Here is a 15,549-nt window from a genome sequence, read left to right on the forward strand (position 1 = left end):
GAAGTAAATACCGATCACTTCCTTTTGCCCCTCTGTGGAAACGGCCAGTATGGAGTAGATGGCGCGGGTCTTGACAACGCCGTCCTGGCGGACCTTGAAGTGGATGGCGTCGAGCCACACCACGGGATAAACGCTCTCCAGTACCCGGTTTTGCCACTCTTTGATAGCCGGAATGATCCGGTCGGTAATCGCCGTCAGGGTTCCGTCCGAGATATCAAAGTCATAGATCTCTTTTAGATGCTGCTGGATGTCCGAATAAGATAACCCCATCCCATAGAGGCTTAAAATCTTCTGATCCATGTCCTCGGAGATCACCCGCTGGCGCTTGGCCACTGTCTGCGGCTCGAAGGAGGCGTCGCGGTCGCGGGGCGAAAAAACAGCAAAACCGCCCAAAGAGCTTTGTATGTTTTTTTGTGTGTGGCCATTGCGTCGGTTGCCACCACCCCTTTTACCCGCCTTCAGGTGCGCATCCAACTCGCCTTCCAGCGAAGCTTCAATAACGCGCTTTAAAAGTGGTGTAAAAACACCTTCCGCACCCACTAAAGGCTTGCCTGAACGAAGCTGCTCGCCAGCCTCCCTCACAAAAGCTTCAAAGTCAAATGGTTTCTTCTCCATCGTATATCAATTTAATCATTATTAAACTGACACACTTTATTGAGCATACTCATAAAATCAAAACAATTGCGAGTATCCCTGATAATATTTCCGACATGGAGTTGGTTGTTTAGATTACTCCTAAACTAACTCTTTTTTAGCGAAGAACACGTTGGTCGGGGTCTACTCCCCTAATATGCATCCACCCCGCCCTACCTCTGCACTACTGCTCTCCGCAACTAAACAACACATGTCGCTTACATCCCCTATTTTACTGGTAGCACCCCATCCAAGCCATCAGGGCCAGCGGCACCAACACTTCGTTACTCCGCATGCCAATCCTTCACCTCTCGCCAACGACTTGTCAAGCCTTATTACAAACTTGTTTTACCCCTCCAACACGGTGTTAACCACCCTTTTCAAACTTGCTTTGCCCCTTCAACACCCTGTTGATCCTTCTTGCAAACTTGTTTTGCCCCATTAACACCCTGTTGATCGCTCTTACAACCTTGTTTTGCCCCTTCAACAGCCTGTTGAACCCTCCCGCAACGTTGAAATGCGGTTTCAACAGCCGGTTGCACGGCACCGGTATCACAATTCATCCATTTCTTTCCTATTGAAAATCAATCCCCGGCCCTTTCGGGAACTTCCTCCCGGGCGCGAGGGGCATTTACATACGCGCCGGAATGCCTATTTTAAAGAAAACTAAATCAACGCTTATGAACACAAACTCCCGGATCTCGAAAGTGAACCTGCGCAAGCTGCGCAACCCCGAACTCCTCACCTTCATCACCCGCTTCCTTGGCCTGGTAAAAGGCAGCAGCGCGCTCCCGCTGTCGCTGGAGGCCCGCAAGACCGCCGTGGCGCAACTGCTGGCGCAGATGGAAAGCGTGCACAAAACGATGCAGGGCTCGGAGCTCACCGAGGTGCTCACCGCGCTCGACGCCCTGCGCGACGAGCAGTACAACGGCCTCTTTCACCTCGCCGCCGCCTGGACCTGCCGCACCGACGACATGCGCGCCCGCGCCGCGGGCGAGCGCATCGCGGCGCAGATGGCCGTGTACGGCACCGTCACCGAGGTTACCCGCGACCTGCCCGGCAGCGAGTCGGCCAACATCCGCAGCCTCGTGTCCGACCTGCGCAACAAGCCCGAACTGGCCGCTGCCGTGGCCCTTATCGGCGCCACGCCCTGGATCGACACGATGGACAGGGCCAACAACGATTTCGAAACCAAATGGCAGGAGCGCAACCAGGAGCGCGCCGACGCACCGGAAAGCACCGGCCTCGCCGACCTGCGCCTGAAGCTCTACCCGGCCTATGCCGCCCTCTGCCGCGGCATCGAATCGTTCAACGACACCGAGGAAGGCGCAGTGCCCTGGCCCGGCATCATCGCCGCCGTCAACGCACTCGCGGCCGAAACCAATACCCGCCTCGCCGCCCGCGCCACCCACGCCGCAGCCAGCAGCCCCGCCGCCACTCCCGGCGCCTGACCCCATCCCCCGAAAACAAACAACGGCCGCCCCGGTAAAGGGCGGCCGTTTTATTTACGTGCAGAACGTTGTGCCGTCGTGCCGTTGCGTCTTCGTGAATCAAAAGGCCGCAGCCGGCCTTTGTCCACCACGGCACAACGACACGACGGCGCAACGAAGAATAATTTTCCTGAGCGGCGCGTGGGTGTAGCTACAGGGAAGCGTACAACAGGAAGATGCCGACGTAGAAGAAGAGGCCGTACAGCGTCCACCGGCCCACCTCGGCCGCCTTGCGGTCGTAGCCGTTCATCTTGAAGGAGCCGGCGATGAAAAACTGGAAGGCGCCGGGCAGCAGGAAGGCGAGGAGCTTCCAGTGAAGCTCGAGGGGCACGGCCGCCAGGTAGGCCTTGCGGTGGTTGTCGCGCTCGTGGCGCCTGCGGATCCGGGCCAGCGCCTCCGGCTCCAGGTTGCGGCGCTCCAGCTCGCGGCGGGCGGCGCTGACGGCGGCTTCCTGGTACTCGTGGCGGTTGGTGATGACGATGCGGATCAGCTCGGCATCGGGCGCTTCTTTCATGGTGGCGTCAAAGTCGAATTGCATGCGGTAGGTTTAAGCGGCCTTAGCGCGGCCTTATGCCAAAGCTAGCATCCTTTCCGGGAAAGCGGGCGCCGGCTAACTTGCAGGCTAAACCGTTGCGTATGCACCTGCAAGGCGTCTTTCTCCAAAGCACTTCCGCCGCTTCCGAAGACCCCGTGTTCGGCGGGGCCCGGGTATTCATCCACCAGCACGACGCCGGCGGCGCGGCGGGGCATATCGTCAACCAGCCCCTTGGCCGCACCCTCAACGAGCTGGCCGAATTCGCCGACGCTCCGGCCCTGCCCCTCTACCACGGCGGCCCCGTGGATGGGGAGCACCTGTTCTTCCTGCACCGTCGCCCCGACCTTATCGGCGGCGGCACCGATGTGGGCGCGGGCGTGTTCTGGGGCGGCGACTTCGCCGCGGCCGTGGCGGCGCTGCGCGCGGGTACGCTGCCGGTTACCGACATACGCGTATTCGTGGGCTATTGCGGCTGGGACGCCGGCGAGCTGGAGGCGGAGATTGAAGATGGTGGGTGGGAGGTGCTGGACCCCTCCCCGGCTCTCCCCACGTGGGGAGGGTGACTCTGTTGGATATTCTTTACCGGATGTTACTTGCTGCTGTTCGAAGATCAAAAGCAAAGAGCGGATGCCTGCGGCATCCGCTCTTTTGTATTAGCGCCAAACAGAATACTGTTTGATACTGTAAGAAAGATTCCCGGGAGTCACCCCTCCCCCACCGGGGAGGGCCGGGGAGGGGTCGGGCACAGAAATTTATACCCTGCTCCACAATGAACATCTGCCGCGTTCCGAGTTCCGCCCTCTTCAGCCGCCTGGCGCCGGCGCTGGTATGCCTTGCCGTGGCGGTGGGCCTGCTATACTACGGGCAAATGGTGCTCAAGCCCCTGGCGCTGGCGGGCCTGCTGGCGCTCCTGCTTACCTCGCCCTGCCGCTTCTTCGAGCGCCAGGGATTCCCGCGCGGCTATGCCGCCATGATCGTGCTGCTGTTTGCCCTGGTGTTCTTCATCCTCGTATTCTACTTCATCTTCAACGCCATCCTCTCCTTCCGCAACGACCTGCCCCTCATCAAGCAGAATATCGACGCCTCGCTGCTGCAGCTGGAGGCGATGCTGAGCCGCTGGCTCCGCGTGCCGGCCACCCGGATGCACACCATCATGCAAAACTCGCAGGCCAACCTGCTGCCCAAGACCTCCTACCTCGTCAACCGGGCGCTCACCCTCGGCTCGGTGGTGCTCTTCGCCGGCATCATGCTCCTCATCATGACCTTCCTGATGCTGCTCTACCGCGGCCTCATCGTCGCCTTCTTCCGCCAGCTCTTTGCCGAGGAGCACAGCGGCGTCATCACCGGCCTGTTCGAGCGCATCCACTACGTGGTGCGCAACTACATCACGGGGCTGCTGATCGAGATGGTGATCGTGGCCACGGCCTTCTTCCTGGTCCTCTTCCTGCTGGGTATCCAGTATGCGCTGCTGCTGGCGGTGATCTCGGCCATCATCAAGATCCTGCCCTACGTGGGCATCACCATCGCCTGCCTGCTTACGGCGCTCATCTCGCTCACCACCAACACGCCCGCCACGGTGCTGTGGGCGGTGGTGTCGATGCTTATTATTCATATGATCGACGGCAATATCCTCAACCCGGTCATCATCGGCTCCAAGATCCGTATCAACGCGCTGGCGGCCATCGTGGCCGTCATCACCATGGCGGCCATCTGGGGCCTGGCCGGCACCTTTATGGCGCTGCCGCTGCTGGCCATCCTCAAGGTGGTCTTCGAGGAGATACCGCCGCTGCGGCCTTTTGCACTGCTGATGGGCGACACCCCGCCGCCGGCGCCGCATCGCGGCGTGCTGCACTGGCCGATCGTCAAGCAGATCCGGCACCGGCGGCCGAAGTGACCTCACCCCCGGCCCCTCTCCAGGAGGAGAGGGGTGCCTCTGTTGGACATACATTACTATGTTGAACCTTTACGCTGGTTGGACTTCAAAAGCAAAGAGCGGACGCCTACGGCATCCGCTCTTTGCTTCGATATTCGATATTCCTTTTTCGCTATTCGATATTCAACTCCCCTCTCCGTCCCGGAGAGGGGCCGGGGGTGAGGTCTTACTCCGCCTCGGCCACTACTTCCTTCACCTCGGGGATCATGCGCTTCATCATCCCTTCAATGCCGGCCTTCAGCGTGATCATGGAGGAGGGGCAGCCCGAGCAGGAGCCCTGCAGCATCAGGTTCACCACGCCGTCGTTGTAGCTTTTGAACTGGATGGCGCCGCCGTCCATTTCCACGGCCGGCTTCACGTAGTTCTCCAGCAGCTCTTTTACGCGCTTCACCACGTCGTCGTCGTCGGCCGTCACCTCGTTGGAGCTTTGGGGCACCACGTTTACGAGCTCCTCTTCATTCACCACGGCCTTGCCTTCCTCGAGGTATTCTTTCAGGAACTGGCGGATCGAGGGGATCACGTCGGCCCAGTCGGTCTCGGGGGTCTTGGTGAGGGTTACGAAGTTGGAGGCGATGAATACCGCGCGGATAAAGGGAAAGCCGAACAGCTCGGTAGCGAGCGGCGAGGGCTTGGCGCTTTCCACGTCGGGGAAGTCGATGCTTTTGCCCGGGTACAGAAGCTTGTTGGCCACAAACTTCATCGTTTCCGGGTTGGGCGTCATTTCGGTATATATGCTGATGATGGGGTTGCCGGTCTTGATCATAACTGTCGATTTACGAGGCAAAGGTAGGCAAAGAGCAAGCCGGAAATGTTACGGGAAAGGGAAATATGACGGCTGGATCTTTGGATCCCGGATCCCGGATCTGTTGGAAGCCACAAGGCGGATCATGGTTGAGGACTTTTGCCGGAAGTTCTTCTCGCAGAGGGCACTAAGCGTTTCGCGGAGGGCACGGAGGCTCTTGCTACGATTACCGTTTTGGGAGGCAGTCTGACAGGTAGGCCAATGTCCTATAATTCAGGTCAGAGAGTTGCGGGAGCTGCCTGCGGCAGGCCTCCTCGATAAGAGGAGCAAAACCGAGAATCAGTATCGGGTAAATATGCCTTTTCCATAGAGCATACCGGGTGCCCTTGGGCGCCCGGCCCCGCTTAGCGCCTTCCGCATCCCCGGCCTGTAAAACCGACTGCCCTTCCAGAGGCAGCAGACTGAACGAGCCCCAGTCCACCTCCCTGAAAATATCCTTAGCGTTAAATATTCACCGCCGTCAGGCAAATCCGAGATGCCGGGATCCGGGATTACGAGATCTTAAAAGCTGTACTTGAGCCCCGCCGTCACATAAAACTGGTCCTTGCCGTATTCACCGGCCAGCAGGTTCTGCGGGCTCACCCAGGCGGGGGTGGCCAGGAGCATCCACTTGCCGCGCACGTAGATCACCGGCACGGAGGCTTCGTAGCTGAGGATGTTGAAGCGGTTGCTCTGCACGGTTTCGGTGCTGGCGCCGCCGTTGCCGTTGCCATTGCCGATGGGCAGGCCCAGGGGACCGTTGCCGTTGCCGTTCTGCTGCTTCACATAGGTGGTGCTGAAGCGCTGCGTGCCCGCGTTGACGGTGACGGTGGGATCCACCACGATCACCCCGCCGCTGCCGGGCAGCATGTGGCGGAAGATATGGTCCAGGCCGGCGGAGGCGCCGAAGTCGACGGCGTCGCTGAACTTGACGTCGGCGCCCAGGGTTACGTTGGCCACCTTGTTGAGCCGCCCTACCGAGGCGCCGGCCTGCGCCTTCAGCGCCGACTGCACGAGGCGGGCCTCCGACGTATAAAACGGCTTCAGCGCGTAGATGGAGGTGAGCCACTTGTCGGTAACGTTGAGATAGCCCGCGGTAGCCACGGTGCCGGCATAGTTGAACGACTGGAATTTATTGCTGACGAAGATGGGCGCCGCGTTGACGTAAAACTTCGGGGTGATGTATAATTCCACCATCGGGAAGTAGCCGCTGCTGCGGAAGGAGTCGGTGCGCCCGTAGTAGTGCAGGTTGCTGTTGTAGTTGACGGAGAGCTTCAGCTGCGGCTTCGTGCTGTCCGACTGGGCAAGGAGCGCCGTGCCCGGAAGAAGGGCGAGGGCAAGGAAAATCTTTTTCATACACGAGGGTTGAGGTCGGAGGAACGAGGGAGGAAGAAGGAGTTGAGGGGAGAGCAAATGATTACATGAGTACATGATTACATGAGGGGAGAAGGAAATCTGTTTATCTCGGATCTGCCAATAAATCAGAGATCCGAGATCGGAGATCGAAAAATTCCCTCTCCGGCTCATGTACTCATGTAATCATGTATTCATGTAATCTTTCCTTTGGGTGAAAAAGAGCTTAGCTCTTTTTCACTTTGACCTTGGTAGCATGAGCAGCGGCGCCCTGGGTGCGCACGCCGTTCTTGTCGCCACGGGTGTCGGAAGAAACCGAGGTGCTGCTGCTGCCCGATACCACGGCGCTGTTGTCGCTGGCGCGGTCAATGGCGCGGTCGGAGGCGTGGGCGGCACCCTGCGACTTGGCGCGGGCTTCGGCTTTTACCTTGGCTTTGGCTTCAGTGCCTTTCTGCTTGCTCTTCTGCACTACGGTGCGGCCGTCGCCTTCCACGCGGGTCTTCACCTTGGTGGCGCTTTGCTCGGTGCGGTCGATGGCCTGGCTGCCGTTTACTTTCACGTCGGCACCGGCACCGGCCTGGATGCTGGCGTCGTTCTTGGCACCGAATACGGCGCTGTTGTCATCGGCGTTGGCCTTTGCCTGCTCCGAGGCATGCGTGGAAGCCTGCGCGTTGACGCGGGCGCCGGTGTTCACGTCGGCGGCCGACTTCGCGCCTTGCGCCGCGTTTTGTGCGGCAGCGCCCGTGGTGGCGCCAACGGTACCTTTCACTTCAACGGCTTTGGTGGCAGCGGCAGAAGCGGCGCCCGTGGCGGCGTGGGCGGCAGCGCCGGTAGTGGCGGCGGCTGCGGTAGTTGCCTTGGTGGCGCTGGCGGCGGCCTGTGCGGCGGCACCGCTGGCGGCGTGCGTGGCGGCGGCGGTGTTCACACTACTTTTTACAGCTGCATTGGTGGTGCTGGTAACCGTGGCGCCCAGTTGCGCGAAGGTGGCAGTGGCTCCGAAAGTAGCTACGATCAGGAGGAGGGATTGCTTGGCAGATTTCATTTTTTTGCTTTTTAAGGGTTCGCCCAGCCATAAGACAATTCTGTGCCAGAAAAAATGCGCGTTATTCAGGCACGGTTCAAAGGAGGCGTTTTTGAAAAATTCCGCTCAGACGATACCGGTAGGAAAAAGTTTAAAAGGAGCTTCCAAAAAAGCGGAAAATGAGCTGAAAAGCGTTGAAAAGCGCTCATTTTTTCTTCAAAAAAAATTTTGCAAAATTCGCCGCATCCTTCCGTTCATCCGGCGAAAACGGCGTTTGCTGCAGGCGTGCGGGCAGTGTACGGGGCCGAACGGATAGTTTAGCGGCTCAAATCATCCCGATGCGCGGTAATGCTAATGCGTCGCTCTGCGCGACGGCCTTCGGCCGTCATTGCGAGCGGAGCGAAGCAACCTCCCGGTTTACGCAGGGTGGTCGTGGCGGAAAGGAGTTTGCAGACTGAAGCGCTTTCCGGCTACGGTCCGTCTTCAGGTCATGGAGTTTGCTTCGCTTCGCTCGCAATGACAGCTTCGCTGTCGGCTTCGCACGCAGGCACCAGCATTCACGATTGCCGATTCCCGATTCACGTTACTTCAACGGCCTCGAGGCCGTTACTTTTCTTACAAAGAGGATGGCGTTGTAGTCATAGTCCGACTTCGGGTCGAGAAAAAGCAGGTAGTTGTCGGACGGCGCGGCCTGCGCGTAGATATTGTCGCTGGTGCCGGAATGCAGCTTCAGCCCGTCGCCCATATTGACCCAGGCCGATACTTCCGCATAGGCGATATTGACGGAGCAGACACGCCCGTTGAGCGCGCGGCCACCGGCCTGCAGCAGGTAATAGGCGGCCTTGGGCTGGCCGTTGTAGGGCCGCACCTTGTTATGCTGGTTGCCGGAGATGGTCACCTCCTTCCAGGTGGGATGCGCCTCCATGGCGGCGGAGATACGCAGCGCCATAAAGCTGTCGCGGGCAGCTTCGCGGTTGTCGAAAAAGAAGGTTCCGATGCGGGGGTTGCGGGCGGCGGTGAGCAGCAGGTTCTTCCAGGCTTCCGAGTTGCGGCCATCGCCGGTAACGCCCTGGAAAAAAGGGCTGGCCAGCAGCGCCGCTTCGGTGCGACGGGCCGGAAAGTCGCCCAGCAGGTCTTCACGGATCTCGAAACCGAGGAGCACCGAGTCGCCGGTGCGGGTCAGCAGGTCGGCAACGGCATTCGGGCGCGGCGGAGGCGTGAGCCGACAACCTTGAGCCCGCGATGCGCAGTAGCGCGATCGCGTCGCGCGACGGCCTTCGGCCGTCATTGCGAGCGTAGCGAAGCAAACTCCCTGACCTGAAGACAGGTCGTAGCCGGAGCGCGCATCAACCTGCAAAGTCTTCGGCTACGAAACCCTGCGTAACGCCGGAGTTTGCTTCGCTCCGCTCGCAATGACGCTGCGCGTCGCTTCGCCACCTACCAAACAAAAACCGCGACGCACGCAGGCGCCAGCGCTCAAGGCTCCCGATTCCCTACTGCTAAAGGACTGCTAATAATCCCGCTACTCCTTCCGCCGGCACGCTACATGCGGCCTTAGTTCGTTACCTATCCGAACACCACCGTCATGGATCTCGAAAAGCTGTCCCGCCTCAACCTCGATACCTTACGCACGCAACACGCGCTGGCTGCCGCGCGGCTGAAGACCGCGCTGCTGGACGGCACGTCGTGGGAGGAGCTCCGCGACATCCGCCGCGACCTCACCGAGCTGGAGATCGCCCTGCACCGCAAGTTGGGCGGCGGCCCCGCGACCGATCCGTCGGGACATCCCAAGAGGGAGGGCTGAAGAAACCGGGTTGGGTTTTAGCGTTTGAGGCTTTATGATTCCTTGGCATTGCAGGGAAGAGCGCGCATTGCGCCGGTCACTTGTGCTAATTTTGTTTCCTTGATGACGAACCCCGAAACGATCATTGCACATACCAAGAAGTGGATCCTCGACGTAGTGGTGGGCTGCAACTTCTGCCCCTTTGCGTTGCGCGAGGTAAAACGCGACAGCATCCGCTTCGAGGTGATCGCCGATAAAAAGCCGGCGGTGCTGGCGGCCTTGTCGGCGGCCTGTGCCCGCATGGATGCGGAGCCCGGAGTAGAAACGCTCTTCCTGCTCCTGCCGCAGCATTTCAATCGTTTCTCCGAATACCTCAAGCTCCTGGATGCCGCGGAGGCCCTGCTGCGCAAGTCGGGCTACAAAGGCCGCTACCAGCTCGCGTCTTTTCATCCCGATTATTTCTTCGCCGGCAGCTCGCTCAACGACGCCGCCAACTACACCAACCGCTCGCCCTACCCCATGCTGCAGGTCCTGCGCGAGGAGAGCGTCGGCCGCGCCATCGACGCCTACCCCGACACTTTGCAGATACCCGAGCGCAATGCGGCCTTTGCCCGGGAGAAGGGGCTGGAGTATATGCAAAGGCTGTGGGCGGCGTGTAAGGCGTAGACCCCCCCGGCCGCTCGTCCATGGACCTCACCCCCGGCCCCTCTACGGGAGGAGAGGGGTGACTCTGTTCAACATTCTTTATTGTTTGATACATCGCTCTGGTTAACCTTAAAAGCAAAGAGCGGATGCCACAGGCATCCGCTCTTCATTTCGATATTCGATATTCCTTGTTCGCTATTCGATATTCAACTCCCCGCTCCGCTCCGGAGAGGGGCCGGGGGTGAGGTCAAAAAAGCCCCGTTCACGAACGAACGGGGCGGCCTAAACCATAAACTTTGCTTATACCGAATTACTCCGAAGCGGAAACAACCGGAGCAGCGTCGTTGTGCTCCAGAGACGCGTGGCGGGGTGCGTCGAGGAGGGTGTGGTCGAAATAGTTTTTAAGACGGGCGGGCTCTTTGCGGAATTCTTTGGAGAGGTCGAGCAGGGCCACGAAAAGAGCGTCTTCCAGGGTGGCGCGGGCGGTGTCCCGATCGCTGCGTGAGCCGGATAGCTCGCCCTCCGCGGCATTCTGGGACGCGCGCGCATCGTCCCAGGCGGCGCGGAAGCCGGCCATGCGGGTGCGCATGTCGGCGGGCAGGGATGCACCCGATTCTTCCACCACCTTTTTCAGTGCGTCGAGACGTGCCGGCGCCTCGGTTTTGGTAAGCCGCGTATACGTCTGTTTCTTATTGGGATAAATAGCCTGGTAGGCTCCGGAGTTCCTCCCGAGCGACACGGTCACCTGGGCCTCGGCTTCCGTCATGTAACGGGCCAGTTCTGCCAGGAAAACGTCGAGTCCTTCCGTACCGGTTTGCTTAACCGCATTGTTTACCGATATTTTTCCCAGTAATGCGCTGAAAGTCCGCTGGGGCCCGTCGATAGCATCGGCCAGCGCCGGGTGCGTGGATCGCAGGCGGGTAGCGGCATCCGAAGCAAAGGTGGACAGCCGGTCGTTGGAAATGAGCACGCTGTCGAAGGGGTTGTCGGCAACCTTGAAGATTCCAATCATGATTGTATCGTTTAAATGTTTAAAAATGAACGACTCTGGAATATTCTGTCTTTCCCAAAAGCTGCGGATCCCGGTTCGCCCGCACAAAGCATCACCATCAGGTGCTGCGCATACCACTTCGGGCAGGCGAAGCACTGTCCGCAGGCGCTGCGGATGCCTCGTCGTGCGGTCGAAGTACCACCTGCAGAAGCCGCGGATAGCGGTTCGGGCAGGCGAAGTGTAGGGCGCAGGTGCTGCGGAATACCCTTCGGGTGATCGGGGTATTGTTCGCGGGTGCTGCGGATGCCTGTTCGACGGGACAAATTATTTAAGGAAAGAGCGGGTGGTGTCGGTTCAGGGGGTAGCAGCTGGTTTGGATAGGGTCGGGACCGTTGGTGGATTAAATCTATAAAAGCCCATCGATATCTGCAAGCATTATCCACGGATTTTTTCAGCACCTCTTGTCGTTATTGCCGCATCGCGGCAACACCTCTGAGCCCGGGTTTTAACCCCGGGCGCCGCGCAAGCGGCGGAGGCGGCGCAAAGCGCCGCCAGGTATCCCGCGTCATTCAGGCTCGAGGAACAGGTATTCCGGGTCATAGGCAACACCATTTTCATTGAGCAGCTCGGTGTATTCCCGCAGGAACGGCTTTTGGCGATGATGCTCCGGCTGGCGCCGGATGTAGTTCACCACGGTGTCCAGGGCCCGGCCGCCCACGTGAAACCACCCATAGCCCCGTTGCCACCGGAACGTATGCTGCAGAAATTCCTGTTCATTGATCCATTTCGATGACCCGCCCTTCAACGCATGCATGATCCGCTGCGGCGCCATATTCATGGTGATGGCGAAGAGCAGGTGCACATGATCAGGCATGGCATAGATGGCGATGGGCTGGTGCCCCATGCCGCTGAGGGTGCCGGTCATATAGCGCTCGAGTGGCTCGCGGAACGAAGGCTGGATCAGGGCCTGCCGGTATTTGGGTGCGAAGACGGCGTGAACGGCTGATTGACGGAGGGTGTTAGCCATAGTGTTTTCTCCGAAGCTCGGTAGGCGGGCAGTAGTGGCCATGGGAGATTCACCAGGGTTTTCTGGGTTTTTCCCCTGCGCGGGCGCCGGGGAAGCCCGGGGCTGAAGCCCCGGGTTAAGAGGTGCCGCCGCTACGCGGCGGGTATAGAGGCTTCGCTCGCAATGAAAAAGGCGCCGCAATGCGGCGCCTTTTTTCTATCCCGACTGGTGCTGTCACCCCTCTCCGTTCCGGAGAGGGGCCGGGGGTGAGGTCAAACAATCATCAGCTTCGCATAATTCAGCATGATCTTCTTCTCGCCGTTCTGCTCAAACTGGATGGTGGCCACCGGGTTGTGCGCCGAGCCTTCGAGCTTCAGCACGGTGCCGAAGCCAAACTTCTGGTGCTCCACCTTCATGCCCTCCTGCAGGGTGGCGGGGTCCGACGGGGTAAAGTTGGCGGAAGCCTTGTGCTCCACTTCTTTCGGGCGGGTGTTCTGGATCAGCGAGGTCACCACGGTCTTCTCGGGTTCCTTGCTGCTGGTGCCCGCCGAGGGGAAGCCGCGCTGCATGCGCTCGAAAGCCGAGCCCTGTCCCCACTTGGAAGAGGAGCCCTGGTTCTTGACGCCGCCGCCGGCATACGATTGATCGATGTACTGCTCGGGAATCTCGGTGATGAAGCGGCTCGCATCGCTCTGAATAAGCTGCCCGAAGCGGTAGCGTGTGTTGGCATACGTAAGGTAGAGACGGCCCTTGGCGCGCGTAACGGCCACGTAGAAAAGACGGCGCTCTTCTTCCAGCTCCTCGCGCGTGTTGAGCGACATCTGGTTCGGAAACAAGCCTTCCTCCAGTCCGCCCACGAACACCACGGGGTATTCGAGGCCCTTGGCCGCATGAATGGTCATCAGCTTCACGGTGTCGGCGTCGGGGTCTTTCTTATCGGTGTCGGTGAGCAGCACAATCTGCTGCAGGTAGGCCGAAAGGCTCTTATCGCCCACCTCGCCGTTCTCTTCGTCGATGGGTGTTTCCACGAACTCCTTGATGGAGTTCAGGAGTTCCTGCACGTTCTCGTAGCGCTGCACGCCTTCGGTGCTCTTGTCGTTGAACAGCTCTTTCACGAAGCCGGTCTGCTTGCCCACGTGGAAGGCTACATCGTAGGCGTTGGCTTTTTCGAGCATCGACTTGAAGCTCTTGATCATGAGCACGAACTCCTCGATGGAAGAGAGCGTGCCGCCCTTGAAGCCGTTGAAGGCGGCCTGCTCGAGCACCTCCCACATGGAGATGTTGCGCTCGTTGGCGGCCAGGATGGCGCGGTCAACCGAGGTCTTGCCGATGCCGCGGATGGGATAGTTGATGATGCGCTTCAGCGCCTCTTCATCCTGCGGGTTGGCAATGAGGCGCAGGTAGGCGATATAGTCCTTGATCTCCTTGCGCTGGTAGAAGGAGATGCCACCGTAAATCGTGTAGGGGATGTTGTGGCGACGCAGGCTTTCTTCAAAGGAGCGGCTCTGCGCGTTGGTACGGTAAAGGATCGCCACGTCCTTGTTGGTGTAGTGGTTGCGCAGGCGCAGCTCCTGGATGGCGTCGGCGATGAACTTGCCTTCGTCGTTGTCGGTCATGGTGCGCACGAGGCGGATCTTCTCACCCGTTTCGTTCTCGGTGAAGAGCGTCTTGGGGATCTGTCCCTTGTTCTGCTTGATCACCTCGTTGGCGATGGCCAGAATGTTCTGCGTACAGCGGTAGTTCTGCTCCAGTTTGATCACCTTGGCGTCGTCGTAGTCCTTCTGAAACTGGAGGATGTTCTGGATGGTGGCGCCGCGGAAGGAATAGATCGACTGGGCGTCGTCGCCCACCACGCACACGTTCTCGTGGGCGGCGCCAAGGAGCTTAATGATCTCGTACTGCGCCGGGTTGGTATCCTGGTACTCATCGATCATGATGTACTTGAACTTGTGCTGGTATTTGTGCAGCACCTCGGGGTGGGTCTTCAGCAGCTCGTAGAACTTGAACAGCAGGTCGTCGAAGTCCATGGCGCCGTTCTTGAAGCAGCGCTTGGCGTAGGCGTCGTAGATGGCGCCGATCATGGGGCGGTTGGCGCGCATGTCTTCCTGCTGGATGTGGTAGTCGGTAGCGTATTCGCGCGGGCCCACAAGTCCGTTCTTGGCCGAGGAGATCCGGTTGTACACCTGGTTGGGCTTGTAGTGCTGCACGTCGAGGTTGAGCTCGCCGGTGACGGCCTTCACCACGCTCTTGGCGTCGTCGGTGTCGTAGATGGTGAAGGAGTTGGGATAGCCGATGCGATGGGCCTCCGCGCGGAGGATGCGGGCAAACACCGAGTGGAAGGTGCCGATATAGAGGTTGCGGGCCTCGCGGCTTTTGAGGATGTGCTCCACACGCTCCTTCATTTCAGCGGCCGCCTTGTTGGTAAAGGTCAGGGCCAGGATGTTGAACGAATCCACGCCCTTGGCCATTAGGTGGGCAATGCGGGTGGTCAGTACTTTAGTCTTGCCGGAGCCCGCGCCGGCCACGATCATGAGCGGCCCGTCGGTGGTGATCACCGCGTCGCGCTGCCGCTCGTTCAATCCCTTCAGATAATCCTGCATAAAAGAAGATGTCAGATCGCAGATCTCAGATCTCGGATCTGGCTAGCAAATCCGAGATCTGAGATCCGACATCTGAGATTTTATATGGTGAATGTTGTGTTTTTGAATTCGGTCAAACCGGCTTGCAAGGTACGGGAAGATGCCGGCTTGCTAAAAATTGTAGCCGTTAAATCGCCGGCTCGGGAAGTTCCGCCTTTGATGGCGGCCGGCCATGGGAAAAAACCCATTTTTCAGGGGTTTTTTCCCATGGCTTTTCGTGGCCGGCTGCCGTATCTTGGTGCTATGTCGTTACGCCCGGTTGCCATGACTATCGCCTTTTTCTCCTTCATGCTCACCACCGTGTTCGGGCTGGCCGACATGATGTATGATTTCGACTACTTCATCTGGCAGTCGGTAGGCGTTCTCATTTTCGGCAACCTCTATTTCGCGGCTGTTTTTTTCCTGGCGATGTTTTACGATCTCACCGACCGCCCGCGGCGCAACCTGCTGGCCGCCTTCTGGCTCGGCGCCATCCCCACGGCCGCTTACCTCTATCGCCTTTACGAGCTGGCGGTGCTTTAAACCAATTTTCCCGATGATGCATCCGGAGGGCCTGCGGCCCTCTTTTCACGCAACGGCACAACGACGCAACGAAAAATGTTCTACCAACATAGCGTCGTGCCGTCGTGCCTTTGCGCCGTCGTGACCCAGGGCGCTTGCGCCCTTCCTCCGAGATAGATCCCTTGCCGAATAAAAAGGCCTCCCTTTCGGGAGGCCTTTGAGTTTGAGTGTGTGTTCA

At 59.3% G+C, this 15,549-nt stretch carries 15 protein-coding genes; 6 read left to right on the top strand and 9 right to left on the bottom strand.

The window, feature by feature from the left end; genetic code table 11:
* A partial coding sequence (locus EPD60_RS07680; protein ID WP_207896560.1) for an IS256 family transposase occupies positions 1-615 on the bottom strand: 615 nt, incomplete at its 3' end.
* A gap of 698 nt (positions 616-1,313) precedes the next feature.
* Here EPD60_RS07680 and EPD60_RS07685 point away from each other — a divergent pair.
* Positions 1,314-2,084 (top strand): DUF6261 family protein, encoded by a 771-nt coding sequence (locus EPD60_RS07685; RefSeq protein ID WP_131448510.1) that lies wholly within the window; start codon positions 1,314-1,316, stop codon positions 2,082-2,084.
* 190 nt (positions 2,085-2,274) lie between these two features.
* Here EPD60_RS07685 and EPD60_RS07690 read toward each other — a convergent pair whose 3' ends face one another.
* On the bottom strand, positions 2,275-2,661 hold the full coding sequence (locus EPD60_RS07690) for a hypothetical protein (protein WP_131448512.1): 387 nt from the start codon (positions 2,659-2,661) through the stop codon (positions 2,275-2,277).
* A gap of 98 nt (positions 2,662-2,759) precedes the next feature.
* Between EPD60_RS07690 and EPD60_RS07695 the strand changes: the two genes are divergently transcribed.
* The gene (locus EPD60_RS07695) at positions 2,760-3,221 is read left to right on the top strand and encodes a YqgE/AlgH family protein (protein ID WP_131448514.1); all 462 of its coding nucleotides are present in this window, start codon (positions 2,760-2,762) and stop codon (positions 3,219-3,221) included.
* 206 nt (positions 3,222-3,427) lie between these two features.
* On the top strand, positions 3,428-4,552 hold the full coding sequence (locus tag EPD60_RS07700; protein WP_131448516.1) for an AI-2E family transporter: 1,125 nt from the start codon (positions 3,428-3,430) through the stop codon (positions 4,550-4,552).
* A gap of 205 nt (positions 4,553-4,757) precedes the next feature.
* Here EPD60_RS07700 and EPD60_RS07705 read toward each other — a convergent pair whose 3' ends face one another.
* From EPD60_RS07705 to EPD60_RS07720, 4 genes are all read right to left on the bottom strand, one after another.
* Complete coding sequence (locus EPD60_RS07705) at positions 4,758-5,354, bottom strand: NifU family protein (RefSeq protein WP_131448518.1); 597 nt, start codon at positions 5,352-5,354, stop codon at positions 4,758-4,760.
* A 540-nt stretch (positions 5,355-5,894) separates the two neighbouring features.
* Positions 5,895-6,728, bottom strand: coding sequence for a hypothetical protein (locus EPD60_RS07710; protein WP_131448520.1), 834 nt, complete (start codon positions 6,726-6,728; stop codon positions 5,895-5,897).
* A gap of 223 nt (positions 6,729-6,951) precedes the next feature.
* A complete protein-coding gene (locus EPD60_RS07715) occupies positions 6,952-7,767 on the bottom strand; it encodes a hypothetical protein (RefSeq protein WP_131448522.1) in 816 nt (271 codons plus the stop codon).
* A 562-nt stretch (positions 7,768-8,329) separates the two neighbouring features.
* Complete coding sequence (locus EPD60_RS07720; protein WP_131448524.1) at positions 8,330-9,103, bottom strand: hypothetical protein; 774 nt, start codon at positions 9,101-9,103, stop codon at positions 8,330-8,332.
* Between the two features lie 228 nt (positions 9,104-9,331).
* On the opposite strand from EPD60_RS07720, the gene EPD60_RS07725 reads away from it, so the two are divergent.
* Both EPD60_RS07725 and EPD60_RS07730 read left to right on the top strand, forming a co-directional pair.
* A complete protein-coding gene (locus EPD60_RS07725) occupies positions 9,332-9,550 on the top strand; it encodes a hypothetical protein (protein ID WP_131448526.1) in 219 nt (72 codons plus the stop codon).
* Between the two features lie 102 nt (positions 9,551-9,652).
* Positions 9,653-10,195 carry a DUF1415 domain-containing protein gene (locus tag EPD60_RS07730; protein WP_131448544.1) on the top strand — a complete coding sequence of 181 codons (543 nt, stop codon included), beginning with the start codon at positions 9,653-9,655 and terminating at the stop codon, positions 10,193-10,195.
* Between the two features lie 289 nt (positions 10,196-10,484).
* Here the strand turns inward: EPD60_RS07730 and EPD60_RS07735 are convergent, their stop codons facing one another.
* From EPD60_RS07735 to EPD60_RS07745, 3 genes are all read right to left on the bottom strand, one after another.
* Entirely contained in the window at positions 10,485-11,186 is a 702-nt protein-coding gene (locus tag EPD60_RS07735) for a hypothetical protein (RefSeq protein WP_131448528.1), read from the bottom strand.
* A gap of 544 nt (positions 11,187-11,730) precedes the next feature.
* On the bottom strand, positions 11,731-12,192 hold the full coding sequence (gene tnpA / locus EPD60_RS07740; protein ID WP_165871463.1) for an IS200/IS605 family transposase: 462 nt from the start codon (positions 12,190-12,192) through the stop codon (positions 11,731-11,733).
* Positions 12,193-12,443: 251 nt separating this feature from the next.
* The gene (locus tag EPD60_RS07745; protein WP_131448532.1) at positions 12,444-14,771 is read right to left on the bottom strand and encodes an ATP-dependent helicase; all 2,328 of its coding nucleotides are present in this window, start codon (positions 14,769-14,771) and stop codon (positions 12,444-12,446) included.
* A gap of 282 nt (positions 14,772-15,053) precedes the next feature.
* On the opposite strand from EPD60_RS07745, the gene EPD60_RS07750 reads away from it, so the two are divergent.
* Positions 15,054-15,332 (top strand): hypothetical protein, encoded by a 279-nt coding sequence (locus tag EPD60_RS07750; RefSeq protein ID WP_131448534.1) that lies wholly within the window; start codon positions 15,054-15,056, stop codon positions 15,330-15,332.
* The last annotated feature ends 217 nt before the right edge of the window (positions 15,333-15,549 follow it).

It is taken from the genome of Flaviaestuariibacter flavus, from assembly GCF_004337505.1.
Taxonomy (GTDB): Bacteria; Bacteroidota; Bacteroidia; order Chitinophagales; family Chitinophagaceae; genus Flavisolibacter; species Flavisolibacter flavus.

Coding starts and splice junctions, on each gene's coding strand:
- EPD60_RS07685 (WP_131448510.1), top strand. CDS start 1,314: ATGAACACAAACTCCCGGATCTCGAAAGTGAACCTGCGCAAGCTGCGC.
- EPD60_RS07690 (WP_131448512.1), bottom strand. CDS start 2,661: ATGCAATTCGACTTTGACGCCACCATGAAAGAAGCGCCCGATGCCGAG.
- EPD60_RS07695 (WP_131448514.1), top strand. CDS start 2,760: ATGCACCTGCAAGGCGTCTTTCTCCAAAGCACTTCCGCCGCTTCCGAA.
- EPD60_RS07700 (WP_131448516.1), top strand. CDS start 3,428: ATGAACATCTGCCGCGTTCCGAGTTCCGCCCTCTTCAGCCGCCTGGCG.
- EPD60_RS07705 (WP_131448518.1), bottom strand. CDS start 5,354: ATGATCAAGACCGGCAACCCCATCATCAGCATATATACCGAAATGACG.
- EPD60_RS07710 (WP_131448520.1), bottom strand. CDS start 6,728: ATGAAAAAGATTTTCCTTGCCCTCGCCCTTCTTCCGGGCACGGCGCTC.
- EPD60_RS07715 (WP_131448522.1), bottom strand. CDS start 7,767: ATGAAATCTGCCAAGCAATCCCTCCTCCTGATCGTAGCTACTTTCGGA.
- EPD60_RS07725 (WP_131448526.1), top strand. CDS start 9,332: ATGGATCTCGAAAAGCTGTCCCGCCTCAACCTCGATACCTTACGCACG.
- EPD60_RS07730 (WP_131448544.1), top strand. CDS start 9,653: ATGACGAACCCCGAAACGATCATTGCACATACCAAGAAGTGGATCCTC.
- EPD60_RS07735 (WP_131448528.1), bottom strand. CDS start 11,186: ATGATTGGAATCTTCAAGGTTGCCGACAACCCCTTCGACAGCGTGCTC.
- tnpA (WP_165871463.1), bottom strand. CDS start 12,192: ATGGCTAACACCCTCCGTCAATCAGCCGTTCACGCCGTCTTCGCACCC.
- EPD60_RS07745 (WP_131448532.1), bottom strand. CDS start 14,771: ATGCAGGATTATCTGAAGGGATTGAACGAGCGGCAGCGCGACGCGGTG.
- EPD60_RS07750 (WP_131448534.1), top strand. CDS start 15,054: ATGTCGTTACGCCCGGTTGCCATGACTATCGCCTTTTTCTCCTTCATG.